Source organism: Pradoshia sp. Z6_59 (assembly GCF_058267515.1).
This window is the reverse complement of record NZ_JBZCPP010000004.1, coordinates 95,243-120,043: the sequence shown is the minus strand read 5'-3', so window position 1 is coordinate 120,043 and position 24,801 is coordinate 95,243. Positions and strand designations below refer to the sequence as shown.

25 protein-coding genes are annotated in these 24,801 nt (G+C 38.6%); 4 read left to right on the top strand and 21 right to left on the bottom strand.

Translation table 11 applies throughout. The annotated features are described in order from the left end of the window. Nucleotides 1-152 precede the first annotated feature (152 nt). The 8 genes from dnaK to gpr form a co-directional block, all read right to left on the bottom strand. Nucleotides 153-1,979 carry a molecular chaperone DnaK gene (gene dnaK / locus AC4D4B_RS06000; RefSeq protein ID WP_066105268.1) on the bottom strand — a complete coding sequence of 609 codons (1,827 nt, stop codon included), beginning with the start codon at nucleotides 1,977-1,979 and terminating at the stop codon, nucleotides 153-155. Nucleotides 1,980-2,020: 41 nt separating this feature from the next. Then, nucleotides 2,021-2,602, bottom strand: a complete 582-nt coding sequence (grpE, locus tag AC4D4B_RS05995; protein WP_490996619.1) for a nucleotide exchange factor GrpE — start codon at nucleotides 2,600-2,602, stop codon at nucleotides 2,021-2,023. A 63-nt stretch (nucleotides 2,603-2,665) separates the two neighbouring features. Continuing rightward, the gene (hrcA, locus tag AC4D4B_RS05990) at nucleotides 2,666-3,700 is read right to left on the bottom strand and encodes a heat-inducible transcriptional repressor HrcA (RefSeq protein ID WP_490996618.1); all 1,035 of its coding nucleotides are present in this window, start codon (nucleotides 3,698-3,700) and stop codon (nucleotides 2,666-2,668) included. Nucleotides 3,701-3,815: 115 nt separating this feature from the next. After that, entirely contained in the window at nucleotides 3,816-4,946 is a 1,131-nt protein-coding gene (gene hemW / locus AC4D4B_RS05985) for a radical SAM family heme chaperone HemW (protein ID WP_490999415.1), read from the bottom strand. 95 nt (nucleotides 4,947-5,041) lie between these two features. After that, nucleotides 5,042-6,877: a translation elongation factor 4 gene (gene lepA / locus AC4D4B_RS05980; protein WP_066105279.1), complete on the bottom strand. Its 1,836-nt coding sequence runs from the start codon at nucleotides 6,875-6,877 to the stop codon at nucleotides 5,042-5,044. A 159-nt stretch (nucleotides 6,878-7,036) separates the two neighbouring features. Continuing rightward, nucleotides 7,037-7,369, bottom strand: coding sequence for a DUF3679 domain-containing protein (locus AC4D4B_RS05975; RefSeq protein WP_490996616.1), 333 nt, complete (start codon nucleotides 7,367-7,369; stop codon nucleotides 7,037-7,039). Between the two features lie 25 nt (nucleotides 7,370-7,394). After that, complete coding sequence (gene spoIIP / locus AC4D4B_RS05970; RefSeq protein WP_490999414.1) at nucleotides 7,395-8,567, bottom strand: stage II sporulation protein P; 1,173 nt, start codon at nucleotides 8,565-8,567, stop codon at nucleotides 7,395-7,397. A gap of 71 nt (nucleotides 8,568-8,638) precedes the next feature. Further along, nucleotides 8,639-9,730 (bottom strand): GPR endopeptidase, encoded by a 1,092-nt coding sequence (gene gpr, locus AC4D4B_RS05965; RefSeq protein WP_175354282.1) that lies wholly within the window; start codon nucleotides 9,728-9,730, stop codon nucleotides 8,639-8,641. Between the two features lie 262 nt (nucleotides 9,731-9,992). Between gpr and rpsT the strand changes: the two genes are divergently transcribed. Then, on the top strand, nucleotides 9,993-10,259 hold the full coding sequence (rpsT, locus tag AC4D4B_RS05960; protein ID WP_066105290.1) for a 30S ribosomal protein S20: 267 nt from the start codon (nucleotides 9,993-9,995) through the stop codon (nucleotides 10,257-10,259). A 262-nt stretch (nucleotides 10,260-10,521) separates the two neighbouring features. Here rpsT and AC4D4B_RS05955 read toward each other — a convergent pair whose 3' ends face one another. Further along, nucleotides 10,522-12,006 (bottom strand): MFS transporter, encoded by a 1,485-nt coding sequence (locus AC4D4B_RS05955; protein WP_490999413.1) that lies wholly within the window; start codon nucleotides 12,004-12,006, stop codon nucleotides 10,522-10,524. A 219-nt stretch (nucleotides 12,007-12,225) separates the two neighbouring features. Here AC4D4B_RS05955 and AC4D4B_RS05950 point away from each other — a divergent pair, with 219 nt between their 5' ends. Further along, entirely contained in the window at nucleotides 12,226-13,509 is a 1,284-nt protein-coding gene (locus AC4D4B_RS05950) for a LysM peptidoglycan-binding domain-containing protein (protein WP_490999412.1), read from the top strand. A gap of 56 nt (nucleotides 13,510-13,565) precedes the next feature. On the opposite strand, the gene holA is transcribed toward AC4D4B_RS05950, so the two are convergent. Further along, complete coding sequence (gene holA / locus AC4D4B_RS05945) at nucleotides 13,566-14,570, bottom strand: DNA polymerase III subunit delta (protein WP_490999411.1); 1,005 nt, start codon at nucleotides 14,568-14,570, stop codon at nucleotides 13,566-13,568. Between the two features lie 311 nt (nucleotides 14,571-14,881). Here holA and AC4D4B_RS05940 point away from each other — a divergent pair, with 311 nt between their 5' ends. Next, a complete protein-coding gene (locus tag AC4D4B_RS05940) occupies nucleotides 14,882-15,016 on the top strand; it encodes a YqzM family protein (protein WP_066105296.1) in 135 nt (44 codons plus the stop codon). A 48-nt stretch (nucleotides 15,017-15,064) separates the two neighbouring features. Here the strand turns inward: AC4D4B_RS05940 and AC4D4B_RS05935 are convergent, their stop codons facing one another. The 3 genes from AC4D4B_RS05935 to AC4D4B_RS05925 form a co-directional block, all read right to left on the bottom strand. Beyond that, on the bottom strand, nucleotides 15,065-17,398 hold the full coding sequence (locus AC4D4B_RS05935; RefSeq protein ID WP_490999410.1) for a DNA internalization-related competence protein ComEC/Rec2: 2,334 nt from the start codon (nucleotides 17,396-17,398) through the stop codon (nucleotides 15,065-15,067). Next, nucleotides 17,367-17,936 (bottom strand): ComE operon protein 2, encoded by a 570-nt coding sequence (locus AC4D4B_RS05930; RefSeq protein WP_490999409.1) that lies wholly within the window; start codon nucleotides 17,934-17,936, stop codon nucleotides 17,367-17,369. Before AC4D4B_RS05930 ends, AC4D4B_RS05935 begins: the two co-directional genes overlap by 32 nt. Before the next feature lie 79 nt (nucleotides 17,937-18,015). Further along, nucleotides 18,016-18,672 (bottom strand): helix-hairpin-helix domain-containing protein, encoded by a 657-nt coding sequence (locus AC4D4B_RS05925; protein WP_490999408.1) that lies wholly within the window; start codon nucleotides 18,670-18,672, stop codon nucleotides 18,016-18,018. Nucleotides 18,673-18,770: 98 nt separating this feature from the next. On the opposite strand from AC4D4B_RS05925, the gene comER reads away from it, so the two are divergent. Continuing rightward, complete coding sequence (comER, locus tag AC4D4B_RS05920) at nucleotides 18,771-19,601, top strand: late competence protein ComER (RefSeq protein WP_490999407.1); 831 nt, start codon at nucleotides 18,771-18,773, stop codon at nucleotides 19,599-19,601. Between the two features lie 110 nt (nucleotides 19,602-19,711). Here comER and AC4D4B_RS05915 read toward each other — a convergent pair whose 3' ends face one another. Genes AC4D4B_RS05915 through AC4D4B_RS05880 form a run of 8 tightly spaced genes read right to left on the bottom strand, consistent with a single transcriptional unit; the run spans nucleotide 19,712 to nucleotide 24,779 of the window. After that, nucleotides 19,712-20,464 (bottom strand): class I SAM-dependent DNA methyltransferase, encoded by a 753-nt coding sequence (locus tag AC4D4B_RS05915; RefSeq protein WP_490999406.1) that lies wholly within the window; start codon nucleotides 20,462-20,464, stop codon nucleotides 19,712-19,714. Next, a complete protein-coding gene (gene rsfS / locus AC4D4B_RS05910; protein ID WP_066105311.1) occupies nucleotides 20,461-20,814 on the bottom strand; it encodes a ribosome silencing factor in 354 nt (117 codons plus the stop codon). Before rsfS ends, AC4D4B_RS05915 begins: the two co-directional genes overlap by 4 nt. Beyond that, nucleotides 20,815-21,387: a bis(5'-nucleosyl)-tetraphosphatase (symmetrical) YqeK gene (gene yqeK, locus AC4D4B_RS05905; RefSeq protein WP_490996607.1), complete on the bottom strand. Its 573-nt coding sequence runs from the start codon at nucleotides 21,385-21,387 to the stop codon at nucleotides 20,815-20,817. It lies immediately after the preceding gene. Beyond that, entirely contained in the window at nucleotides 21,356-21,943 is a 588-nt protein-coding gene (locus AC4D4B_RS05900) for a nicotinate-nucleotide adenylyltransferase (protein ID WP_490996606.1), read from the bottom strand. The genes yqeK and AC4D4B_RS05900 overlap by 32 nt, the downstream gene beginning before the upstream one ends. Before the next feature lie 33 nt (nucleotides 21,944-21,976). Beyond that, nucleotides 21,977-22,270 (bottom strand): ribosome assembly RNA-binding protein YhbY, encoded by a 294-nt coding sequence (gene yhbY / locus AC4D4B_RS05895; RefSeq protein WP_066105322.1) that lies wholly within the window; start codon nucleotides 22,268-22,270, stop codon nucleotides 21,977-21,979. Then, a complete protein-coding gene (gene aroE, locus AC4D4B_RS05890; protein WP_490999405.1) occupies nucleotides 22,271-23,101 on the bottom strand; it encodes a shikimate dehydrogenase in 831 nt (276 codons plus the stop codon). It abuts the gene before it with no gap. A gap of 11 nt (nucleotides 23,102-23,112) precedes the next feature. Then, nucleotides 23,113-24,234 (bottom strand): ribosome biogenesis GTPase YqeH, encoded by a 1,122-nt coding sequence (yqeH, locus tag AC4D4B_RS05885; RefSeq protein ID WP_490996604.1) that lies wholly within the window; start codon nucleotides 24,232-24,234, stop codon nucleotides 23,113-23,115. Beyond that, nucleotides 24,222-24,779: a YqeG family HAD IIIA-type phosphatase gene (locus AC4D4B_RS05880; RefSeq protein ID WP_490999404.1), complete on the bottom strand. Its 558-nt coding sequence runs from the start codon at nucleotides 24,777-24,779 to the stop codon at nucleotides 24,222-24,224. Before AC4D4B_RS05880 ends, yqeH begins: the two co-directional genes overlap by 13 nt. Nucleotides 24,780-24,801: the final 22 nt, after the last annotated feature.

Genomic DNA, 24,801 nt, shown 5'->3' with positions numbered 1-24,801 from the left:
TCACACTCCTGATTCTATTTAATCCGTCGTTTCACATAAAAATCATTGTACCACTTGACTAAGCTGCGGCGCAATATAAACAGAAAATGTCCAATCTGTTAAAAAAAGCCAAAGTCAAGGAGATCCTGACTTTGACTTTTTACGTTCAATCATTATTTTTTGTCGTCGTCAACTTCAGTAAATTCTGCATCTACGACATCATCAGCCTTGCCCGCACCATCTTGACCTGGTTGTTGTTGCGCAGCTTGAGCAGCTTGCTCATAAAGTTTCACGCTAAGAGCTTGCACAATTTCCTGCAATGCTTCTTTTTTCTCTTTCATTTCAGCAAGATCATTCTTCTCAATTGCTGCTTTTAAAGCATCTTTAGCTTCTGTTGCTTTTTGAACTTCAGCTTCTTCTACTTTACCTTCAAGATCTTTTAATGTTTTTTCTGTTTGGAATACTAAAGCATCAGATTCGTTACGTAATTCAGCTTCTTCCTTACGTTTTTTATCTGCTTCTGCATTTTCTTCCGCTTCTTTAACCATGCGATCGATTTCTTCATCGCTTAAGCTTGTAGCTGATTGAATCGTAATCGCCTGCTCTTTATTTGTACCAAGATCTTTTGCACGTACATTAACGATACCGTTATTATCAATATCGAACGTTACTTCAATTTGCGGGATTCCGCGTGGTGCCGGTGGAATATCAGTCAATTGGAAGCGACCAAGTGTTTTGTTATCTGCTGCCATTTGACGTTCTCCTTGAAGAACATGGATATCTACTGCTGTTTGGTTATCAGCTGCTGTAGAGAAGATTTGAGATTTGCTAGTTGGGATTGTTGTATTACGGTCGATTAAACGAGTAAATACTCCACCCATTGTTTCAATACCAAGAGATAAAGAAGTTACATCAAGTAATACAACATCTTTAACGTCTCCGGAGATAACTCCACCTTGGATTGCTGCACCCATAGCAACAACTTCATCAGGGTTTACCCCTTTATGAGGCTCTTTACCAGTTTCTTTTTTAATTGCTTCCTGAACAGCAGGAATACGAGTAGAACCACCAACTAAGATAACTTTATCAATCTCAGCTGGAGACAAGCCTGCATCACGAAGAGCCTGGCGAGTAGGTCCCATTGTTCTTTCTACTAAAGAAGCAGTGATTTCATCGAATTTCGCGCGTGTTAATGTTAAATCCATGTGCAATGGACCAGCTTCACCCGCAGTGATGAACGGCAAGGAAATTTGTGTAGATGTTACACCAGACAAATCTTTTTTCGCTTTTTCAGCAGCGTCTTTCAAACGTTGAAGAGCCATTTTATCTTTAGATAGATCGATTCCGTTTTCTTTGCGGAATTCTTCGATTAAATATTCCATTACTGCGTTATCGAAGTCATCTCCACCAAGACGTGCGTCACCAGCAGTAGAGCGTACTTCGAATACACCGTCACCTAACTCAAGGATGGATACGTCAAATGTACCGCCACCAAGGTCGAATACAAGGATTTTTTGATCTTCTTCAGTTTTATCCAAACCATACGCTAATGCAGCAGCAGTTGGTTCGTTAATAATACGTTCTACTTCTAAACCAGCAATACGGCCAGCATCTTTAGTTGCTTGACGTTCAGCATCATTAAAGTAAGCAGGTACTGTAATAACAGCTTTTGTTACTTTTTCTCCCAGGTATTCTTCAGCATAGGATTTTAAATATTGAAGAATAATCGCAGATACTTCTTGTGGAGAGTAATCTTTTCCTTCGATATTTACTGAGTAATCTGTACCCATATGGCGTTTGATGGAGCTGATCGTATTCAGGTTTGTGATAGCCTGGCGTTTTGCTACTTCCCCAACTTGACGTTCTCCGTTTTTAAATGCAACAACAGATGGAGTTGTTCTATTACCTTCTGGATTTGGAATAACTTTTGGTTCTCCGCCTTCTAATACGGATACACAAGAGTTGGTAGTTCCTAAGTCAATACCAATAATTTTACTCATTTACTTTTTACCTCCCATTAATATGTAGCCTATGTGTTTGATTACTGATTCACTTTAACCATTGATGGTCGAATAACCCGGTCTTTTAATTTATAACCCTTTTGGAATTCTTCCACAATGATATTTGAACCGTATTCTTCGTTATTGTCCTGCATAATTGCCTGATGAACATGAGGATCAAATTCTTTACCTACTGATTCAATTACCTCTACACCTTCTTCTTTCAAGGCAGATAAAATACCTGTTAAAACCATATTCATTCCTTGAAGAAGCGGTTTTGTTTCATCTGTTTCAGTTGTACTATTTATCGCCCGATCAAAATTATCTAAAGCAGGCAATAGGTTTGTTACAAGAGACTGAGCTCTGTATTTTTGCGCTGCTTCAGCATCCAATTTAACACGGCGGCGATAGTTATCAAAATCTGCATAAAGACGAACATATTTTGCTTCAGCTTCCTGCAATTTCTTTTCTAGTTCAGCTACTTTGCTATCCCCTTCATTTTCGGAAGCTTCCTCAACAGGTTCACTTGTTCCAGTGGTTTCCTCAGAGGCTGTATCATTCATTTTATTTTCTTCTGCTTCATCAAATATTTCTTCAATATTTTCTTGATTTTTTTCAGACACTGCTTCTCACCTCCCTGAAAGTGTTGTTCTATATACGTTAAAGCAGTATTACTACTATTACCGTTACTTTTTATTTTGATACTGTTTGGTCAGCATCTCAGTTAAGTCATTCGCGAAAAATGACAATAAACTCATCACTCTGGAATAATCCATCCGAGTTGGCCCAAGAATAGCTATTGTTCCAAGATTTTCGTCTCCAATGGAGTAGGTAGTGCTTATAATACTGCAGTTTTCAAGCGCCATATTATTATTTTCGGTGCCTATTTTCACATTGATTCCTTCATGTGTTTTACTGACCAACTCATACAAGTCTCTTTCCTGTTCCATGATTTTAAAGATTGCCTTTACTTTTTCAATATCATGAAATTCAGGTTGGCTTAGCATATTCGCCTTACCGCCAAAGAAAAGTTTCTCATTCTCTGGCAATTGCAGAGATGTTGCCAGCATTTGCAGAACCATATCATAATTTGTAATATGCTGTTTTAATAGTACAGCCACTTCCCTGAATATCTTATCTTTCAGCTGCACCAATGGTACACCTCTCAAGCGATCATTCAGGATATTTACCACTCTCTCCATTTCATTCATATCAAATCCTGGAGGAAGATAAATCATTTTATTTTCAACATGACCAGTATCCGTCACGATGATAGCAATTGCCTTATTTGTATCAAGCGGTACAATTTGGATTCGACGTAAGTGATTCTCTAGAACAGCAGGTCCCAGCATAATCGCCGTATAATTTGTAATCTCGGATAGTATGCCGGCAGAACGTTGCACTATCTTCTCTAACTCAAATAATCTCTCTTTAAAAACAGATTTAAGCTTAAGAACATCATCCTTTTGCAGCTGCTGAGGTGATACAAGATGATCCACATAGTACCGATACCCTTTTTCAGAGGGAATACGCCCTGAAGAGGTATGTGTTTTTTCGAGATACCCCATTTCCTCTAAATCAGCCATTTCATTTCTAATTGTGGCAGAACTTAGCGAAATGCCTTCTTTTTTGGAAATATTTCTGGACCCCACAGGTTGGGCGGTAGAAATAAAATCATCGATGATCACCTGTAAAATTGCCAGTTGTCTATTTGTTAACATCGATAATCACCCCTGTTAGCACTCTTTACTACTGAGTGCTAAGTCTATAAATAAAGTAACAAAACCGTCGTTATGTGTCAACGGTTATGATTATGTTTTCTCACTCATTTTTAAACTATAATAAAAATGCCTGAAACACTTCGTTCCCCATTAATTTACCCGGATGTGTCAGTCGTACTCTTCCGTTTACCAGCTCCAATAACCCCTCTGAAACCATTCTTTTTATTGTTTCCCCAAATACGTCATTTATGTTTACAGAAAATCTCTTTTGAAAATGCTCCAGAGAAACTCCCTCCATTTTTCGAAGCCCCAAAAACATCTCTTCTTCCATTTGTTCCTTTTTAGAAACAGTTGCTTGTTCAACGATCGGCTTCCTGCCATCCTGAATAGCATTCATATATTTCTTTAAGGGTCCATGATTATGATAACGGACAGCATCGAGGTATCCATGAGCACCAGCACCAAGCCCATAGTATTCTTCATTGTTCCAATATACGAGGTTATGCCTGCTTTCAAATCCTTTTTTTGCAAAATTTGAAATCTCATATTGATCGTAGCCCGCTTTTACTAAACGTTCCATCACATATTCATACATAGTTGCTTCAGCATCCTCACCAGGTAAGGATAATTTGCCTTTATTGAGCATGATATAAAACACAGTCTTCGGTTCAATAATTAATGAGTAAGCCGAAAAATGCGGAAGGTTTAATTGTAAAGCGCGATCTATTGTATCCTCCAAATCACTGAGTGTTTGACCGGGCAAGGAATAAATCAAGTCAATGCTAATGTTGTCAAACCCTTCTTCTCTAGCCATATCAATGGTTTCATACACATCTTTGACGTTGTGCGCACGACCAATCTTTTTCAATAGCTCTTCGTTGAAGGATTGAACACCCAGACTTAATCGGTTAACGCCCGCTTCCTTCATAATTCTTAATTTTTCCTTTGACAAATCCCCAGGATTTGCCTCAACTGTGTATTCATACCCTGGCGCAAGCGTAACTTTTTCTTTCATGGAAAATAACAATTGTTCCAGCTGCAGAGGTTCTAAAGCAGATGGAGTACCTCCTCCAATAAAAACGGTGGATAATGGTTCATTTTGAGACAGATTATATAAATCCATCTCAGTCAATAACGTTTGGATATATTCATCCACCGGCTGGTTCTGAATAAAAAATTTATTAAAATCACAGTAGTGACATATTTGTGTACAAAATGGAATGTGGATATATAAACTTTTAACCAATTCCAACACCCCTTTCTAAGATCAAAAAAACGTTATATCTATCATAATAAAATAGAGGCCAGAACAAAAATGTCTGGCCTGCTTTTCTTACTATTTTATTTTTTTGAATTGGAATCATCCATCTTCAGAACTGCCATAAACGCTTCTTGTGGAACTTCTACAGAACCAACTTGTTTCATGCGTTTTTTACCTTCTTTTTGTTTCTCCAATAATTTACGTTTACGTGAAATATCTCCACCGTAACATTTTGCAAGTACATTCTTCCTCATTGCTTTAATCGAAGAACGTGCAATAATTTTATTGCCGATCGCTGCCTGTATAGGCACCTCAAATTGTTGTCGAGGAATAAGCTCCTTCAACTTTTCTACAATAATTTTTCCACGCTCATATGCAAAGTCTCTATGAACAATAAAGCTCAATGCATCAACGGTTTCACCGTTTAATAAGATGTCCATTTTAACCAGTTTGGATTCTTGGTAGCCAATTAACTCATAGTCAAAAGATGCATATCCTTTTGTATTGGATTTTAATTGGTCAAAGAAATCATAAACAATCTCGGATAATGGCAGTTCATAAATGATTGTTACGCGGTTCTCATCAGCATATTGCATATCGATGAAATTCCCACGCTTCATTTGACAAAGCTCCATAATCGCACCGACAAAATCATTTGGTGCCATCAAGGTAGCTTTTACATATGGCTCCTCAATACTTTCAATCTTTTGCGGGTCAGGCATGTTAGATGGATTATCGATATTAATCTCACTGCCATCTGTCATCTTAACCTTATAAATTACGCTTGGTGCCGTTGTAATCAAATCAATATTAAATTCACGTTCAATTCTTTCCTGGATAATTTCCATATGCAATAATCCAAGAAATCCGCAACGGAAACCAAATCCAAGCGCCTGAGAGGTTTCTGGTTCATATTGCAAGGAAGAATCGTTTAGCTCAAGTTTTTCAAGCGCTTCTCGTAAATCGTTAAATTTTGCTGTATCAATTGGATATAGACCGCAATAAACCATCGGATTCATACGACGATACCCCGGTAATGGTTCTGTTGCACCATTTTTGGCATTGGTGATTGTGTCCCCGACTTGTGTATCGCCGACATTTTTAATGGCAGCTGTCAGGAAGCCAACATCCCCTACCGTTAATTCATCGCATAGAGTTGCTTTTGGAGTATGGACACCAACTTCGAGAACTTCAAATTCTTTACCGGTCGCCATCATTCTGATTTTATCGCCCGGTTTAACTGTTCCCTCCATCACTCGAATGGATACGATAACTCCACGATATGCATCATAGATTGAATCAAAAATCAATGCTTTCAGAGGAGCTTCGGGATCTCCAGTTGGTGCAGGTACTTTTTCCGCAATTTGTTCGAGGATTTCTTCAATCCCGATACCAGCTTTAGCAGAGGCAAGAACAGCTTCAGATGCATCCAGCCCAATTACATCTTCAATTTCACCACGAACGCGTTCCGGGTCAGCACTAGGCAAATCTATTTTATTAATGATTGGCAAGATCTCCAGATCATTATCTAGTGCCAAATAAACATTGGCCAAAGTTTGCGCTTCGATTCCCTGTGCAGCATCGACCACTAGCACAGCACCTTCACACGCTGCCAAACTTCTGGATACTTCATACGTGAAATCCACGTGTCCCGGAGTATCAATTAAATGGAAAATATATTCCTCGCCGTCTTTCGCCTTATATTTCAATTGAACAGCATTCAATTTGATTGTTATTCCGCGCTCTCTTTCCAAATCCATGGAATCAAGAAGCTGGTCTTTCATCTCTCTGGAAGTAAGAGCATTCGTTTTTTCTAATATTCTGTCCGCTAATGTCGATTTCCCATGGTCAATATGGGCAATAATCGAAAAGTTACGGATTTTACTTTGTCGTTTTAGCCGTTCCTGATTATTCATTCTGTTCACTCCTGTTACTTTCAAAACACAGATATTACTGATTATAGCAGAAATAAATTCAAACCGTAAACGGTTTAGGAGAAATGAGGGAATTAAATATATAAATAAAGAAAGCTCGCGGAGTTTTATTCAGCTCCGTACGAGCTCGCTTGGATTATATTATTCATCTGAAATCATTCCTGCCATCCCTTTAAATAAACTTGTTAAGGTATCAGATATGCCTTTCCCTACACTGGATAAAACATTAAATGCCTTCCATTCTTCCATTTCCTTTTTCTTTTCCTCCAGGTCAGTTGTCGAAACCTGATTTCCAAGAACCGTAGCGTTAATGTCTCCGTCATCCTGTTGATCAATTGTAAAGGCTTCATACATTTTTGGATCATCATATCCCTGCATTTTTTTCATATTTTGATTGGCCAGCTGCATCCCCAGGATGACCCCGAAGAGAAGGAGGAAAAGAAGCATACTTATTTTTAAAATAAATTTACCCATCATGACATTCTCCTTTAATTATTTCTCAATCCCGAGCATTTCCCTGTACTGGCTCGGCATCCCAATAATGCTCAGCTAATGCATCAGCCAACACTTCCATGGAAGCATTTAATTCGTCCAATGTATTATCCACCCCACCAGCTTCAACTAACATAGCATTTCCGGATAAATCCTGATTAAACTTCCCATTCGTCCCCGCACCTCTTTTTTCAAAAACACCGCGACTTAAACCAGGATATTTTTCTGAAATTTTCTTGTGCATCTCCTCTGCCAGCTTTAAGTTCTGTTCATAGTTTGGGTTTTCTCCGCCAATAATGAAGCATAATCTAGCATACGCTTTTCCATTTATCGTAATAGTCGTCACTTTTTTTCGCTGAGAATCACGGTGAACATCAATAAAATATTTTATGTTTTTATCGTTAGCCATAACCTCTTGAACAAGACTTCGCGACTGACTGTATGAACTGCCGTATTGCAGCCCTTTCTTGTTCAATATGGCATTAACATCTGTTTTATCTACCTTTGTCCCAATACCTTTCGCTTCAAGCGACTTCTTTAGTTTTTCACCAACAAGCGTTACATTTGCTTTAGAATGGAAGGCTGAATTAATATCTGTCACACCTTTTAATAAAGGAAGATACGATTCCCTTGTATGTGAGAAATAGATATACATCACTTCTTCTTTCGTTTTCTGAGTACCAGCCTGGTCTGTTTTAACAGGTTCTTCTTCATCCACGATTTCCTCAGTCTCTGTATCTTTTTCCATAGCTTCCTCTGATGGAGGAGACTCAATTGGCATATTTGTGTAATTAGTACCCTCACCTGCCACTAAAATCTCCCCATCAAACAAGGAATATCCCGGTAGCTCATGTCCCAGTAGACTCCGTGGATCATTTAACGAGATATTTGTCAATGAGTGGAAAATCTGCCTCGAAACAGTCTCTGTCTCCTCTTCGGGGAATGATTGCAAAAAGTACTTATTCCCTTGTCCTAAATATTTATATAAAATTTTACCAGGAACTTGTCCGGTCGCTTCATTCACCGAATCTGAACTTGGTCGAAATTCTGGTTTAAGCGATGTCAATAATCCGGTTATTAAAAATATAAAAACCATCGTAACAAGTATGATTAGTATGAAACGAATAATGGTGGCTGCTTGAAGTGCAACTACGACAAAACTAGGTTTTTTTGCTTTCATGGTTCCACCCTTTCAGAAGCATTCTAGTAAATTGTATGCTTTGATAGAGTAACTAGAACCGTACTTGGAGATTAATGTGTGTAATAGCCTGTATTATCTTGATTTATAGCCTCATGCAGAGCTGCATTCATACCATTGGCTATCAAGTTTGCCATTTCCTCTATGAATACATCCACTTCCTTAGGCGTAACCATCAAATTATGTCCCAAAGGAGCGAGCACTTCACGGATTAACATTCTCTTTTCCTCATCGGATAGTGTACCTACAATACCAAGAAATGTCTTTTTGTGCTCTTCTTCCGGTAAGTCTTCTTCCGTTAATTTACGTTTCTTTCCAAATGTCATCCCAGCCGGAGCAAGAGCACGGCGAGGACGGTCCCCCTCTTTTAATTCACGTCCAAAATGCTTCAATATATAATCAATTGTATCAGAGGTAATCGATACAGCATCCACCACTGTTGGTACACCAATCGAGATAACTGGCACTCCCAATGTTTCCTTACTAAGTTCTTTCCGTTTATTGCCCACACCAGATCCAGGATGGATTCCGGTATCTGTAATTTGAATGGTAGTATTTACACGTTCAATAGAACGAGCTGCCAATGCATCAATAGCAATGATGAAATCAGGATGAATATTGTCTACGATTCCTTTAATAATATCGCTGGTTTCAATTCCCGTCACACCCATAACCCCTGGGGAGATGGCACTGACCGGACGAAAACCTTCAGAAACAGATTCAGGCTGAAATTTAAACAAATGCCTAGTTACGATTAAATTATCCGTTACCGTCGGACCAAGAGCATCCGGTGTTACATGCCAATTGCCCAATCCTACAACAAGACAATGTGCATCTTTTTTTAATCCAACCCTGTCTATTAAATAGGCCAGTTGTTTAGCAAACACAACCTCGACTTTTTTTTGCAGCTCAGAATCCTGCTCACGAATTCCTTGAACTTCCAGTGTTATGTAAAAACCAGGCTTTTTCCCTACCTGTTTTTCGCCTTCTTTCGTTATTTCAACATGCGATAATTTAATCCCATCCATCTCTCGCTCTTTAAAAATTACACCTTCGATATTCGATGTGTCCGGTGCGTCAGATAGCGGAATAGCCAGTTCCCTAGCCTCAATAGCCAAATCAGTCCTTATTTGATACTGACTCATATCTAAATCTTTATTCAAATGATTACCCCCATGAAATGATCTATAGGAGCTATTTTCCCCGTATTTCTTTCTTCTCATTCTTTTAATATGTAAAGAGCTTTGTTTAAACAGAAAAAACTACTTATCACTATGGTTTTTTTTGATTTGATGCATCTGAGTATTGCATAAAGACATACATTTTGATAGAATATCATATGTTGTGAATGTTATTTGATTAGAATATCGAGTTGACATAATCTCGGTTCTTCTGGAGGTGAAAAGAATGGCTAATATCAAATCAGCTATTAAACGCGTTAAAACTAACGAAACTGCTAGAGCTAACAATATTGCTCAAAAATCTGCTGTACGTACAAACGTTAAAAAAGTAGAATCTGCAATTGCTCTTAACGATGCTACTGCTGCTAACGAATCTATCGTTGCTGCTGTTAAAGGACTAGATAAAGCTGCAACTAAAGGCTTAATCAGCAAAAATGCTGCTGCTCGTAAAAAATCTCGTCTTATGAAAAAAGTAAACAAGTTGAACGCTTAATGAAACGTACCCTCTAGAGGGTCGTTTTTTTTTGTGATTTATTATGAGAATATAGATTATTTTATTGATAGGAAATCACTATAGAGATAATTACCAGTTGAATTTTCGGAGCGCGAAAGAAATTAGTACATAATAGAAAGCTGCAGGAGCAGCATCGCAGCTTCCATTTTAACTTTTATAAAGATTAACCCTGTATAACAACCTCACTTCTTCAGGCCAATAAAAAAAGGAGCCTGATAGCTCCTTCCGATAAAATCTCTATTTAACCTTCAACACTGTCTTCTACAGTATCTGTTTCCGGTTGCTTTGCCTGCATATATATAACTGTTGCACAAACTAGTAATAAGATTCCAATTAAGCTAAATTGCGTGGATATAGAAGCTGGTATTAATCCGAGACCTGATGATCCAGCAACAACCCCTAATGAAAATAACGCATAAAAATATCCATACGCCTTCCCGCGCATTCTTTCAGTAGTCGATTGAACCAGTAATGAATTTACGGCAGGAAATAAGAAAGCAAACCCAATCCCGTATAAAACCATTATAGAATAAAGAACTATTAGTTCACTCGATTGCCCTAGTAAAACTTGACTGACCCCCATACATGCCAATCCAATCGAAAAGCTAACCAAAGGCGGAATTCGATCAAAATATTTATTCGTCGGCAGAATAAAGATCGCAACAGCAACCAATCCAAATATACTCATTAACGTACCGCTTAATCTTGAAGTATAGCCTAACACATCAATGTGCAAGGGTAACAAATAGGCAAGCGCCCCTTGTGAAAACATTAAAAAGAATGCTCCAGTGTAGGCTTGGAGTATTCCTTTATTAAAGGTTAGTTTTTCCCTCTTCTCCGTCTTTTGCTGTTTCGAATCAGAATGAGTTCTCAAAAACAACAATGTTGCAAGCAATAGAATAATCCCGCACGCAGCAATGGTCGTAAAAACAAATGGCACAGATGTCCTGCTAGCCATAATACCGCCATATGCAGGACCGCAAATAGCTGCAATTCCAATAAATGAACCTGTCACAGCACTTTGGCTGCCTTGCTTCTTACTATCCATTTGGTTAGCTAAGTAGGTAAAAGCAGCAGGTACAATTAATCCACCAAGAAAGCCATGGAGGAAACGCACGATAATCAGTTCAGGTACATCATTTACAAAATTATAAAGCAGTAAAGAAACGCTCGTCATAAGCAAACCTGAACAAAGCACAATAAAAGATCCATATTTATCCGTAAAAATCCCGGACAATATGTTCCCAAAAGTATTGGTCAATGAATACATCCCCACAACAAACCCTGCAATCATTACACTTGCGCCAAGCGAAGTAGCATATGTACTCATAACTGGCAGCTGTGTAAATAAATCGATAAACGTAAACATGATAATGGCATATACAATCCACAGCTTCGGTAAGGGTTTTACATCGTACAATGATTGATGCTTTTTCAACCAAACATCAAAACAAAAATTACCGAATGGGATAAAAGCAACAAAAAAGGCTAATAAGGACCAGCCTATGTTCCACTGTATTCGAATCTGCGTATAAACAATCGCTGCTACATACCCCATAAATATACCGCCGTGTATTGAACCAGCAACAGTGACGGCAAAAGGTAAATCTCCCCAGTATTTAAGCGGCATGGCAATCCCCAATAATAAAAGCAGTGAGATACCATCCAGTATTCCCGTAATCCGTAGTATGGTAATGGGATGCAATCCCTTATACTTCCTTTTCAAAATGATTCCACTCCTCAACGATGCAACAAACTCTTCATTCAAATTATAATCTATTCTTTATACCAAATTGAATTAATTAGTAAACTTTCAGCTTCTAAAAGTGGACAAATTACGAACTTTCTATTTTATCCTCTTGCTTAGGGCAATATCCATTTTGGTTATTCTTATTCCTTCCTCTACATACATTTAATATAATAAGCCACCGAAAGGAGAAAAGAAATGCAAATACATGTTGTCAGACAAGGAGAAAGCATCTACTCCATTGCGCAGACCTTTAATACTACACCTGAACAGATTATCTCTTCAAATCAATTAGAAAATCCAAATGATTTGGTTATTGGTCAGGCACTTGTTATTCCGATTACAGGGAGCTATTACTTTGTGCAGCCAGGAGATAGCCTATATACGATTGGCCGGAAATTTGGAAGGACTGCTCAAGAAATTGCAGAAATAAATAATCTTTCTTTAAATACCCCATTAACTGTTGGATTAAGACTGTATATCCCCCCAATCCCTAAACGCGAGGCTGAATTTAATGCATACGTGGAACCAAGAGGAAATACTGTTTCTCCCAATCTGGAACGAGAAGCAAGAATTGCAGCACCTCACCTTACATACTTATCACCGTTCAGCTATCAAGTTCAACGCGACGGTACGCTGAAACCGCCTCTATTAGGTGAATTTCCGGCCATAGCCAGGAGCGCGAACAATGTACTGGTCATGGTTGTGACAAATTTAGAGAATGATGCATTCAGCAGCGATCTCGGCGCTCTGATCTTAAACAATACAGATATACAAAATAAATTGCTTTCCACAATTGAGGAAACAGCCAAAGCTCAAGGATTCAGAGATATTCATTTTGACTTTGAAAGCCTGCGAGGCGAGGATCGGGAGGCCTATACAAATTTCTTAAGAAAGGCAAAGGAGCGGTTTTCACCGCAGGGCTGGCAGGTTTCAATTGCGCTGGCTCCTAAAACAAGCGCCACTCAAACTGGCAAGTGGTATGAAGCACATGATTACAAAGCACAGGGGGCAGTTGTCGATTGGGTGCTCATTATGACTTATGAATGGGGTTACAGCGGCGGGCCGGCTCAGGCTGTATCCCCTATAGGACCAGTTCGCCAGGTGCTTACCTATGCGATCTCGGAGATTCCTTCACGTAAAATTATGATGGGGCAAAATCTGTATGGCTATGATTGGACACTCCCCTTCGTACAGGGCACTACGGCCAGAGCGGTATCCCCTCAACAGGCCATTGACCTGGCACGACGTAATAACGTGCCCATTCTTTATGATAATAATGCTCAGGCACCTTATTTTAGATACAGGGATGCCGAAGGAAGAGAACACGAGGTCTGGTTTGAGGATGCCCGCTCCATACAGGCAAAATTCAATCTCCTAAAGGAATTGAATCTTCGGGGGATGAGTTATTGGAAATTAGGATTATCGTTTCCACAGAACTGGCTCTTAATAGAAAACAACTTCACTACCATTAAAAGATAGCATTGCAAAAAAGGTATCATGTACTTGCCATGATACCTTTCGTTTGCCAGGTACTGTTATGATTTTAATATAAACAGCTCTAACAGAATTTCTTTGTCTCCGGCACCGCTCTTCATTTTATAGTCCAGCTCTGCCAATTCAGAGAGAGCACGCATTAATTTCATTTCTGTAAAATCATTCACACGCTTCAGTGCAAGTTTAACCGGATAAGGGCTCATTTTTAATTTAGATGCTATTTGCTGTGCATTGTAGCCTTGTCCTGATAGCTTTTTAACCTGAAGTATAATCCTGTATTGCCGTGCAATGGCTGCTAATATACGAATTGGTTCTTCCTTTAAAATCAAAAGCTCCTTATACAACTGGATAGCTCCCTTTTTTTGACCATTCATAATATAATCAACCAAATCAAATACATTCTGATCAAAGGTCTTGGGAACAAGTTTATTTACCATTGCCTTGTCAATTTCCTGTTCAACCGTCGCATACAAAGCGAGCTTTTCCAACTCATTTGCAGCCATCATTAAATGATTCCCCGTCAAGGATAACAAGGTTTCTACCGCCTCAGGTGTAATTTTCACTCCTAAAGATTTAGCGTTGGCAGTAATCCATTTGGATAATTCCTTTTCGTATAACGGTTTTGCTTCCAGCACTGCAGAATGTCTCTTTAATTCCTTCGTGATTTTCTTACGCTCGTCCAGCTTTGGATATGGGGCTATAAAGATGGCAATTGATGTTGGTGAAGGATTAGCCAGATAGCTTTCCAACCTTTTCAAATCATGCTCAACCTTTTCCTTTTTTCTTTCGGCTGTCAAAAATACGGGATTATGTAATATAACAACCCTGCGCTCCCCGATAAACGGTAAGGTTTCTAATTCCTCAATCGCCAGCTCTATAGGTGTTTCCTCCAGATCAATAGTAGCTAAATTAAACTCCGCTTCATCCTCCGAAAGAGCATGCTCGCAGATTAAAGCCTTTGTTTTTTTTATAAAATACTCTTCTTCACCAAATAAAAGATAGACAGGACTAAACCGTTTACTTTTAATTGTATTCCATAAATCCATTACCAATATAATCGCCTCTATTTATAAATTCCTTCTTTCATCCTAATCTTCGCCATCCATTTTGACAAGTCTTTCAAGAGGAACCGGAAAAAATAACCGGTTCCCAGAATCTATATCAACGCCTTCTTGCCGGACCCGGGATACCTAACAAGAAAGCGAAAAAGCGCTATAGATCAATTACCATTTAAATGACTCTTTCATGTACTGAAATGTTTATTTGGAAAATAGAAGGATAATAATTATATAAATTTGGAGATTGTGGATTTTTTTTACTAAATGTTCTATGATAAAAGAGGTCGGGGGGTGGATTAATGAACGAGTTTGAAAAGAATGTACAATCAAAGACAAATGACGTATCAGATTCCATCATGGGATTTGTTGTATCATTTGGTTTTTTCGCTACCATGTTTATTATTGCCATGGTCATCCAATTAATCGGTGCATAATTCATTTTTTCAAGCGGCCTCATGGCCGTTTTTCATTTCTTACACATACTATGGACTTTGAATAGAAATCGTTCCATCTTTTTTGTGAGTATACGTATATTGAATACTGCCCTGCAAATCTGTTCTATAAATAATAATATTTTCTTTATCAAGCAAATGAATGACTTCCTCATGCGGGTGGCCAAAACGATTATCTCTGCCCGATGAAATGACTGCTATTTTAGGATCTACCTTTCTTATAAATTCTACTTGGGAAGAGTTTCTGCTGCCATGGTGTCCCACTTTTAAAATATCAGCCCTTAGGTTCATTTCATTTTGCAAAAGCTTGTCTTCTCCGGGTTCACCTAAATCTCCAACAAATAACCAATCTAGCTGATTGATATGTGCTTTTATAACAATGGAAGACTCATTCTTTTCCTCGACTTTCTCTATCGGTGATAAAATGATAAATTTAGCATCACCTGCAGTCCACCCCATTCCTGCCTGTACTTCTTTAACGGGGATTTTCTGATCAATCGCTTCCTTTATTACTTCCGTCTCTCTAAACTCCTCACGCTGTTCAAATGGTATCAATATCTCACCTATCTTCAATTCTTTTACAATAGCTCTCGCACCTCCGACATGGTCCTGATCAGCATGTGTAAGGACTAGTTTATCAATGACTTTAATTCCTTTGCTTTTTAAAAATGGCAATATAGTATCTTTTCCAGGATCGAACTGGCTATCTTGTACTGTCCACTCCTCCTTTCCAAACAGAGTGGCTCCACCTGTATCAATAAGATATGTTCCATTATCACCAGGTAATTGAATGAACGTTGAATCCCCCTGCCCCACATCTATAAAGGTTATCTCTCCATTTCGCGAAATAAGCTGACTATTATATTGATAAAAGAGCATTAAAATCGTGATTAGACACGCATTAAACAGGCGTTTCGAGCGGATTTCTATTCCAATAAGAATAGAGATAAAACAAACCACAATACATACCATTACCAGTTTGGAGGGCTTCCCAAAAATAAGTGTGGAGACAGGCAAGGCAGACATAAGCTCTGTAGATTTCTCCAATAAGGAATAAATAAAATTGAGCATCCATAATCCTGGCTCAACAAATACATCAAGGATTATCAGCAAATAAACACCAATGGTTACAGGAAACAATAAATAAGTAAACAACGGTACATAAAGTAGGTTAGAAATAAAACTAATGAGGGAAATTTCATAAAAATGATAGATTATGATTGGCGTGGAGATGATTTGGCATATGGCTGTCATAATAAAAAGACTGAAAACAGGTGAATGTGGCGATTTTTGAAGGATTTTCGATGAAAGTATTAACCCATATGTCAGCAAAAAAGATAACTGAAAACCGATTTGGAAGATTTGATACGGATTAATAAGTAGAAACCCCATTAGACAAATCGTTATTGTTTTAAAAGCAGTCAACCGCAGTCCGATATATTGACCTAACATAAAGATGGAAGCCATCATACTTGCTCTGACAATCGAAGCAGACAATCCGGTGATAACTGCATAAAAAGGAAGTAGACAAGCTAGCAGCAAAAAGGTTTGCCTCCGAGTAAATCCTATTCTTAAAAAGCCATAAAATAAAATAGCTGCCACTAACGCAACTTGCATCCCTGACAAAGCTAAAATATGGACAATCCCCAGTTTCTTAAATTGGTTATACATATCCTCTGATATCCCACTTTGTTCACCAAATATGAGTGCTTTAGTAAAGCTGCCAGCCGTACCTGAGTATAAACGATCAATCCGCTTAATTTCCTGCTCCCTCATTTGAGCCAGTTTCACAAACAAATTGCGGCTTTCTTTGGATATATCTTCTTTATTTTCGATTTCCAAAATCCAATGCGCTCTATTAAACCTTAGATAGGACCCAAAATCAAATCCATTCTCGACCGTTGCACGAGTTGGTTTTGTCAGATTTCCGGTTACGCGAAAGGACTTTCCGGTTAGAATCATATTTTTTAATTCATTTGCCTCCTCTTCGTGGTTAATTCGATATGTAATCCATATTTTCTCGTTATCTGAGAGTTCAGCAAGACCGCTAACACGGTCCCCATTAATTTCTGGATAGAATGTAAAATGGATTAAAAGCTGAGTTTCAGCCCCGGTCAACTGACTGGTATTTGAACGATCCCAAAAAAAGCTATGGACACAAAATATTGAAAAGATCACATATAGGAGAATCGATTGTTTAATTGGAAATTTGTTTAGAATGTAACAAAATACGAGGAATAGTAAAAGAAGAAAGGTTTTATTTGAATAAATGGGTGCTGTAATCCCTAAAACAGCAATTACAGCACTATAAAATAAAAATCGGTTGCTCATATCAGTCAAATTGCGGAAATAAACTTGCTGCATCTTTTAGATAGCCAGCAAGATCAGAGTCAGAAGCTCCTCTTTCTTTTAGCTCATTAATAAGCTCCATGACAAAATTCATTTTCTTTTCATCATGGAAATCAACCCATTTTTCATCAACAATCACCTGTTTAACGCGCACGCCTGCCTGCTCGAATAATTCTTCAGCATATGGATGATTCTTATAGGCTTCGGCATAATAGATTGTTTTAATTCCTGCTTGAATTAAGGCTTTACAGCACTGCAAGCAAGGGAAATGAGTAACATAAATCTCAGCACCCTCAGTTGGTACGCCAAATTTAGCACATTGCAACAAGGCATTCATTTCAGCATGGATGGTTCGAACGCAATGGTTATCAATAACATAGCATCCTTCGTCCACACAATGCACACCCCCAGCAATTGATCCATTGTACCCGCCGGCAATAATGCGATTATCCCTTACGACTGTCGCTCCAACCATTAACCTTGTACATGTGCTTCTTAATGCAAGTAAGTGGCTCTGCGCCATAAAATACTGATCCCATGAAATACGTTCCATTTCTCTCTCCTCTTTCTAATTACAATGAACTTTCCTTCACTTTAACAAGAATTCGATCCTTCATTCAACTATTCTTTTCTTACTTAACAGTTATTAATTCCCTGAGCTTTTCAAATGTCTTATCTCCTATACCTGTAACTTCTTTCAAATCTTCAATTGTTTTAAACGATCCAAGTTCTTCCCGTTTTTGTAAAATCGCTGTCGCTTTACTCGGACCGATTCCCGGAAGTTCCTGCAGTTCTTCAGATGTTGCTTTATTTAAATTAATTGTACCATCCCCCTTGGCCGCCGAGACTGTATTCCCCGAACTTTCCCCAGCAGTCTGATTAGAGGCCTCTACCGCCTCACCCTTGTTTGGAATATAGATGACCATTTCATCCTCTACTAATTGCGCCATATTCACCTGCTTACTATCAGCACCTTCTTTCAATCCACCTGCTTTCTGAATGACATCCGTTACTCGATCCCCCTTTAAAAATTCATATACACCGGGTTTTTGAACGGCACCCTTCACATCAACCTTATAAGTAGCTGTCACCTCGGATTCCTCCAGCAGTTTTTCCGTATCCTCATTCTTTTTTTCTGTTACACTTTCTTCCGTCCAATTTATTTCACTTTGTTCCAATTGCCCTTCTTCAGATTGCATATTCCAAAAGAAGAGTGCAGCACAGGCTACACCTGCACCTGCTAACAGGATTCCATTTCGGCTGATAAACTGTACGATTTTCTCATTCATTTAATTTACGCTCCTCTTCATATTTGATATTTGCTTGCATAAATTTGTTATAAGGAATAGTGGATATCGTGATATTTATCCAATAAGGAGGATTTATAATGATTACCGGCATAATTGGCACAGGTAATATGGGAACCATCTTAATTCAAAGTTTAATTGGGTCTTCTGCTGTTGCAGCAAAGGATGTAATCATCATGAACAGGACTTTACACAAAGCTCAATCCCTGGCTGTTGAATTACCAGGGGTCCATGTAGCCCACACAAGTATTGAACTTGCAAAACAAGCGGATTTAATCTTTTTATGTGTAAAGCCGCATGAAATGTATCCATTGATTGAAATACTTGAACCTCATCTAAGTTCAGATAATTGTATTGTTTCCATCACAAGCCCGATCTCCATCAAGCAATTGGAAGCTGTCGTCCCCTGTTCATGCGCCAGATTTATTCCATCTATCACCAATCGCGCCTTGGCAGGCGCAACACTGCTGACATTCGGTGAATCCTGCAGTCCTTATTGGCAGAACCAACTTCAGCAGATGGCAGCAGCTATTTCAAAGCCGCTCGAAATCGACAACAAATATACCAGAGTATCCTCAGATATCGTTAGCTGCGGTCCGGCTTTTTTTAGTTATATTGCAAGGAACTTTATCGAAGCTGCAGTTAACCATACGGGAATAAGCACTGAAGAAGCCACCCAGCTAACTGAATCTATGCTGATTGGGCTCGGTGAATTATTACGTCAACAGCATTTTTCATTGCCTGCTTTGCAAGAAAAGGTGTGTGTGAAAGGCGGTATTACAGGTGAAGGGATCAAAGTGCTGGAAAGTGAATTAGGAGAGGTTTTTAGTCATGTTTTTCAGGCTACGCATCGAAAATTCGAAGAGGATTTAAAGGGAATTGAAAATCAATTTGGGGTTTCATATCATTAATTAATTCTAATCATATAATAAAAGTCCTTTACGAAAACAAAGGTATTTATGAAAACATTGTGTCAATTTACTAAAAAAACCAGGAACATGACGTTTCCTGGTTTTTTACATTATTTTCTTTTACAAACAAAGAAGATTCGATCGGCCTCATCAAGGGAATTTCCTCCGAAGTCACCCATCAGCTCCACAAGCTCAAATCCAATTTCATCAAGCCACGTTTTATACATATCGATTGGGTATGTACGTTGAAAATGGTCTTCATCAAATCGATTATATGCATCAAGTTCATGATCATATACAAAGAAAGTCAACTCATGTACGACACTGTGAGGAATCTCGGTTCCTTTCCATGCATTCCAGATAAAGGAGATATCATCTCCGTTATCCGCATAGGTTTGATCATTAAAAAAAGTGGACATTTTTTTCACAGAGTGAACATCAAAGATAAATAAACCATCCTCTTTCATATGGTTCAATACACCTTTAAAGGTATCCTTTACATCATTTTCATCAGCCAGATAATTTAAAGAGTCACAGAAGATGACAACGATATCATATAGATTCAGTCCTTCTAAAGCTCGCATGTCCTGGTGATAAAACGGGATGTCGTACTGATTCTCGTTTGCTTTTTGAATTGCCACAGCCAGCATTTCTTCCGATAAATCAACTCCGGTTGGCTGGAAGCCCGCTTCTTTTAAGCGGCGGGCAAGCTCACCAGTCCCACATCCAATATCAAGAATCGTTTTTTCATTCAATTGATATTTTCGGGCAATTTTTTTTACAAACTCAACCCATTCCTGATAGGGAGCATCTTTCATTAAGTAATCATAAACATAAGCAAAGTTTTGATAACTTACATTCATATATTAAGTTCCTGCAATGATACTTCTGGGGCATCTCCCCATAATCTTTCCAATTTATAGTATGAACGATCATCTTTATGGAAAATATGCGCTACAACATCGCCCATATCCACTAGAACCCAACGCGCTTCATCAAAGCCTTCCATTCGGCGGACTGTTGCTCCATTTTCTTCGACTTTTTCCTTCATTTCGCGTGCAATTGCTTGTACTTGTTTGTCTGAGTTACCGTGGCAAATAATGAAGTAATCAGAAATCAACGAAATTCCCTTCATATCCAATACGAGAATCTCTTCTGCTCTTTTGTCATCAGCTGCTTTTGCAGCTACTTCTAATAATTCTTTACCATTCATTTAATTGTTCCTCCCTATCTGCTTTGCAAGATCGTTATAGGCATGGAAGGTATCTGGATAGATTGTTTGATTTTTTTTAATCAAAAATGTGATTGTATTTCCCATTGCCTGGAGCACAGCTTTATCCAGGCTTAGTAAGGACAATGCTCTCACTTCATCTACTCCAGGGAAACTTCTCCCAGGCTCTATATAATCAGCCAAATAAATGATCTTATCAAGCATACTCATACCGACACAGCCCGAAGTATGGTTTTTGATTGCCGAAAGAATTTCCTCATCATAGAGATTTGCTTCTTTCTTAACTAAAACCGCTCCAACCGGTGCATGCCATAATTCAGTATTATATTCCAATAAATCCTGCGGTAATTGCTCATTCTTAATGATTTGTTCCATCTCATCCAGAGGACGATATTTGGCATAATCATGGAAGATTGCTGCCAATTTAGCTTTTTCTATATCTGCACCGTATCGTTCTGCCAATTCCTGAGCACTTTCCAATACACCCAATGTATGAATATATCGTTTATCAGGTAGTTGCCTCCTAACGATCTCCAATGCTTTGCGTTGATCCATATAACTGATTCTCCTCAATATATATCTTTACCGCATCAGGTACCAAATATTTGATTGTCTTCCCATTGCTTATTTTTTCACGAATCCACGAAGAGGAAACAGCAATTTCCGGGATATCCACCAATGTGACAGGATAGGATGTCTCAGTACTGTAACCAGGACGTTTAACACCTGTAAAGTGGACTAATTCACTCAATTCATCTATTTGTTTCCACTTCGGTAAATATTCAATCATATCAGCACCGATAATGAAATAAATTTCTGAGTTTATTTCCCGTTCCTTCAGGAGTTTAATGGTATCTATCGTATAGGATGGTCCATTTCTTTCCCATTCTATTGTATCAATCGTAAACCATGGGTTACTATCAATTGCTAATGTAAGCATATCCAAGCGCTCTTTATTAGATGTTGAAGTTTTGGTTTTATGAGGGGGCACATTATTTGGCATAAAGCGGATCTCATCCAAATCTAATTGCTCCCTAACCTCATTTGCAATAATTAAATGACCGATATGAGGGGGATCGAATGTTCCGCCTAGTATACCAATTTTCTTCATATAAAGTGCCCCCTTCCCTGAATAAGAATTTAATTATGATGGAAGAATAATTTGTTTGTTTTCTCTTGATTCTTTGTATAAAACAATCGTATTACCAATGACTTGAACCAACTCCGCACGCGCACCTTTAGAAAGCTGTTCAGCCACCGTATCACGATCCTCTTCGCAGTTTTGCAGGATGCTGACCTTGATAAGCTCACGAACTTCAAGCGCCTCACCAATTTGTTTAATCATATTTTCATTCACTCCGCCTTTTCCAACCTGGAATATCGGTTGAAGAGAGTGTGCCTTTGAGCGTAAAAATCTTTTTTGTTTACCTTTTAACATTTATGATCCTCCTAATTGTCGTAAAACTAATTGTTTCATTCTTTCTGTATCCGGCATAACACCAGTCCATAACTCGAAAGCCAGCGCCCCCTGATTTACAAACATATCCACACCGTTTTGAACCTTATTACCACGTTCTTTTGCCTCTTTTAAAATTTTGGTTTCAAGAGGATTATAAATAATATCACACACAACTGCATTTTGATTTAGTTCTGTCAGAGAAAGTAGTGATGCATGTGCATCCGCTAACCCAACTGAGGTTGTCTGAATAATAATATCATATTGGGCAAGAGAGCTCTCCGCTTCTTTCAGGCTGATTGCTCTCGAATTTATATTGCCATGATAATCGACCAGCAGCTGTTCTGCTGAAATAAGAGTCCGATTGGCGAGATCGATTTTTGCAACACCTGTTTTAGCGAGTGCAAAATAAATTCCTCTTGCCGCACCGCCCGCACCGATAATTAAGACATTTTGACCTTCTATATGGTCGGTTATAGTCAGCAGTCCTTTAATAAATCCAGGGCCATCCGTATTGTACCCATATAAAAGTCCATCTTTTATCACAACAGTGTTAACAGCACCAACTTCATTTGCAAATTCGTCCAAGACATCGATATAAGGAATAATGCGACTTTTAAAAGGTACTGTTACATTAAATCCTCCGGCTCCCAAAGCCTTCAACCCTTCGACTGCCTGTCGTAGCTCATTATCCCGAACGCCAAACGGCAAATATACTCCATCAACTGAATATTGATCAAATGCATCGTTATGAATAAGCGGAGACATTGAATGCTTAATTGGATTTCCTAATACCCCGAACAGCTTCTTCATTTTACTCTCCTTTAAATCAATGATTTACGGATTGTCACTTGCACTCCCTTAGGAACATGCGCAGAAATTACTGCACCCGGCTTATTGATCGTTACCCAACCCAGACCAGAAAACACGATGTCTGTCTTCCCTTCTTTTATAGAGAATTGGTGAGCTACTAGCGGAGGGAAATCATCTAATTCAGAAGGACGCGGCGGCACCAATAATTCGCCTGCATGTGTTTTGTACAGCTCGTCCGCTTTTTCTAATTTCGTCCGATGGATATTTAGCTCATTGGACAAATAACAAGTAAATGAATTCCGTTCTCCCTGAATAAAGTCAAATCGAGCCAAGCCACCGAAAAATAGAGTTTGCCCAGCATTCAATTGAAAAACTCTAGGTTTAATCTCTTTCTTTGGAGTAATCACTTTTAAATCTTCTTTACCCACAAAGTGAGCCATTTGATGGTGATTAATGATTCCCGGCGTGTCTATTAAAGCTCTTTCATCATCCAATGGGATTTCAATAATATCAAGAGTTGTTCCTGGGAAGTATGAAGTCGTAATCACATTTTCTTCTCCGCTGCCCTGTTTAATAATACGGTTGATAAAGGTGGATTTTCCGACGTTTGTACAGCCTACGACATATACATCACGTCCTTCACGCAATTCCTCAATACGCTCCATTGCTTCTTCAATTCCATGTCCTTTAGCACCGCTGACAAGCATAATATCCACAGGATGTAAGCCAAGTTCAGCCGACATGTGCTTCATCCAGGTAATTAGCTTATTAGGCTTGACTGATTTTGGTAATAAATCACTCTTATTACCGATTAAAACAACTGGATTGTGACCGACAAATCTTTGAATACCCGGAAGCCAGCTTCCATTGAAATCAAATATATCTACTAATTTTACAATTAAAGCATCTTTACTTCCAATTCCGTTCAGTATTTTTAAAAAGTCGTCATCCGTTAGGGATACATCTTGTACTTCATTATAGTGTTTAAGTCGAAAACATCTTTGACAAATGATTTGTTCTTTTTGAAGTGAGGAAGCCGGTGCATATCCTATTTTGTCAGTATGCTCTGTTTGAATAGTGACACCGCATCCCACACAGCTAATTTGATCCTTTTCCAATTCTAGTCCTCCCATGTTATCTGTCCTTTTTTACGGAACCATGTTAATATTCTGCGTTCAATTTTACGATTTATTTTAGTAGTCCAGCCATCTGTTTGAGCAACAGGAACTACAAGAATTGTTTGAAACCCATTACGATTACCGCCCAAAACATCAGTTAAAAGCTGGTCACCGATCACGACTGCTTCTTCTCTTTTAATATCCATAATCTCTACAGCTCTTCTGAATGCAGCTCCCATAGGCTTTTTTGCTCTAAAGATAAAGGGGATTTGAAGTGGATCAGCAAAGGACTTTACACGCAGCTCACTGTTATTGGACACAATGGTCACTTTAATCCCATGTTGCTTCATCATTTCAAACCAAGCAATCAGTTCTGGAGTGGCAAGAGGACGATCCCATTCCACAAGGGTATTATCAAGGTCAGTAATAATCCCCTTTATACCATTATCTTTTAATTCCTGAGGTTTGATTTCATAAATACTTTTAACATGCTTGGAAGGTAAAAATGCTTTTATCACTCTATACACCTCTATTAATTCTTTTTCACCGCTATCCATCATAACGGATATTTTAATTTATGTC

What these genes read in the sequence shown, in the direction of transcription:
- dnaK (WP_066105268.1), bottom strand. Translation starts at nt 1,979, where the DNA reads ATGAGTAAAATTATTGGTATTGACTTAGGAACTACCAACTCTTGTGTA.
- hrcA (WP_490996618.1), bottom strand. Translation starts at nt 3,700, where the DNA reads ATGTTAACAAATAGACAACTGGCAATTTTACAGGTGATCATCGATGAT.
- lepA (WP_066105279.1), bottom strand. Translation starts at nt 6,877, where the DNA reads ATGAATAATCAGGAACGGCTAAAACGACAAAGTAAAATCCGTAACTTT.
- AC4D4B_RS05975 (WP_490996616.1), bottom strand. Translation starts at nt 7,369, where the DNA reads ATGGGTAAATTTATTTTAAAAATAAGTATGCTTCTTTTCCTCCTTCTC.
- spoIIP (WP_490999414.1), bottom strand. Translation starts at nt 8,567, where the DNA reads ATGAAAGCAAAAAAACCTAGTTTTGTCGTAGTTGCACTTCAAGCAGCC.
- gpr (WP_175354282.1), bottom strand. Translation starts at nt 9,730, where the DNA reads ATGAGTCAGTATCAAATAAGGACTGATTTGGCTATTGAGGCTAGGGAA.
- rpsT (WP_066105290.1), top strand. Translation starts at nt 9,993, where the DNA reads ATGGCTAATATCAAATCAGCTATTAAACGCGTTAAAACTAACGAAACT.
- AC4D4B_RS05950 (WP_490999412.1), top strand. Translation starts at nt 12,226, where the DNA reads ATGCAAATACATGTTGTCAGACAAGGAGAAAGCATCTACTCCATTGCG.
- holA (WP_490999411.1), bottom strand. Translation starts at nt 14,570, where the DNA reads ATGGATTTATGGAATACAATTAAAAGTAAACGGTTTAGTCCTGTCTAT.
- AC4D4B_RS05940 (WP_066105296.1), top strand. Translation starts at nt 14,882, where the DNA reads ATGAACGAGTTTGAAAAGAATGTACAATCAAAGACAAATGACGTATCA.
- AC4D4B_RS05935 (WP_490999410.1), bottom strand. Translation starts at nt 17,398, where the DNA reads ATGCAGCAAGTTTATTTCCGCAATTTGACTGATATGAGCAACCGATTT.
- AC4D4B_RS05930 (WP_490999409.1), bottom strand. Translation starts at nt 17,936, where the DNA reads ATGGAACGTATTTCATGGGATCAGTATTTTATGGCGCAGAGCCACTTA.
- AC4D4B_RS05925 (WP_490999408.1), bottom strand. Translation starts at nt 18,672, where the DNA reads ATGAATGAGAAAATCGTACAGTTTATCAGCCGAAATGGAATCCTGTTA.
- comER (WP_490999407.1), top strand. Translation starts at nt 18,771, where the DNA reads ATGATTACCGGCATAATTGGCACAGGTAATATGGGAACCATCTTAATT.
- AC4D4B_RS05915 (WP_490999406.1), bottom strand. Translation starts at nt 20,464, where the DNA reads ATGAATGTAAGTTATCAAAACTTTGCTTATGTTTATGATTACTTAATG.
- rsfS (WP_066105311.1), bottom strand. Translation starts at nt 20,814, where the DNA reads ATGAATGGTAAAGAATTATTAGAAGTAGCTGCAAAAGCAGCTGATGAC.
- yqeK (WP_490996607.1), bottom strand. Translation starts at nt 21,387, where the DNA reads ATGGATCAACGCAAAGCATTGGAGATCGTTAGGAGGCAACTACCTGAT.
- AC4D4B_RS05900 (WP_490996606.1), bottom strand. Translation starts at nt 21,943, where the DNA reads ATGAAGAAAATTGGTATACTAGGCGGAACATTCGATCCCCCTCATATC.
- yhbY (WP_066105322.1), bottom strand. Translation starts at nt 22,270, where the DNA reads ATGTTAAAAGGTAAACAAAAAAGATTTTTACGCTCAAAGGCACACTCT.
- aroE (WP_490999405.1), bottom strand. Translation starts at nt 23,101, where the DNA reads ATGAAGAAGCTGTTCGGGGTATTAGGAAATCCAATTAAGCATTCAATG.
- yqeH (WP_490996604.1), bottom strand. Translation starts at nt 24,234, where the DNA reads ATGGGAGGACTAGAATTGGAAAAGGATCAAATTAGCTGTGTGGGATGC.
- AC4D4B_RS05880 (WP_490999404.1), bottom strand. Translation starts at nt 24,779, where the DNA reads ATGATGGATAGCGGTGAAAAAGAATTAATAGAGGTGTATAGAGTGATA.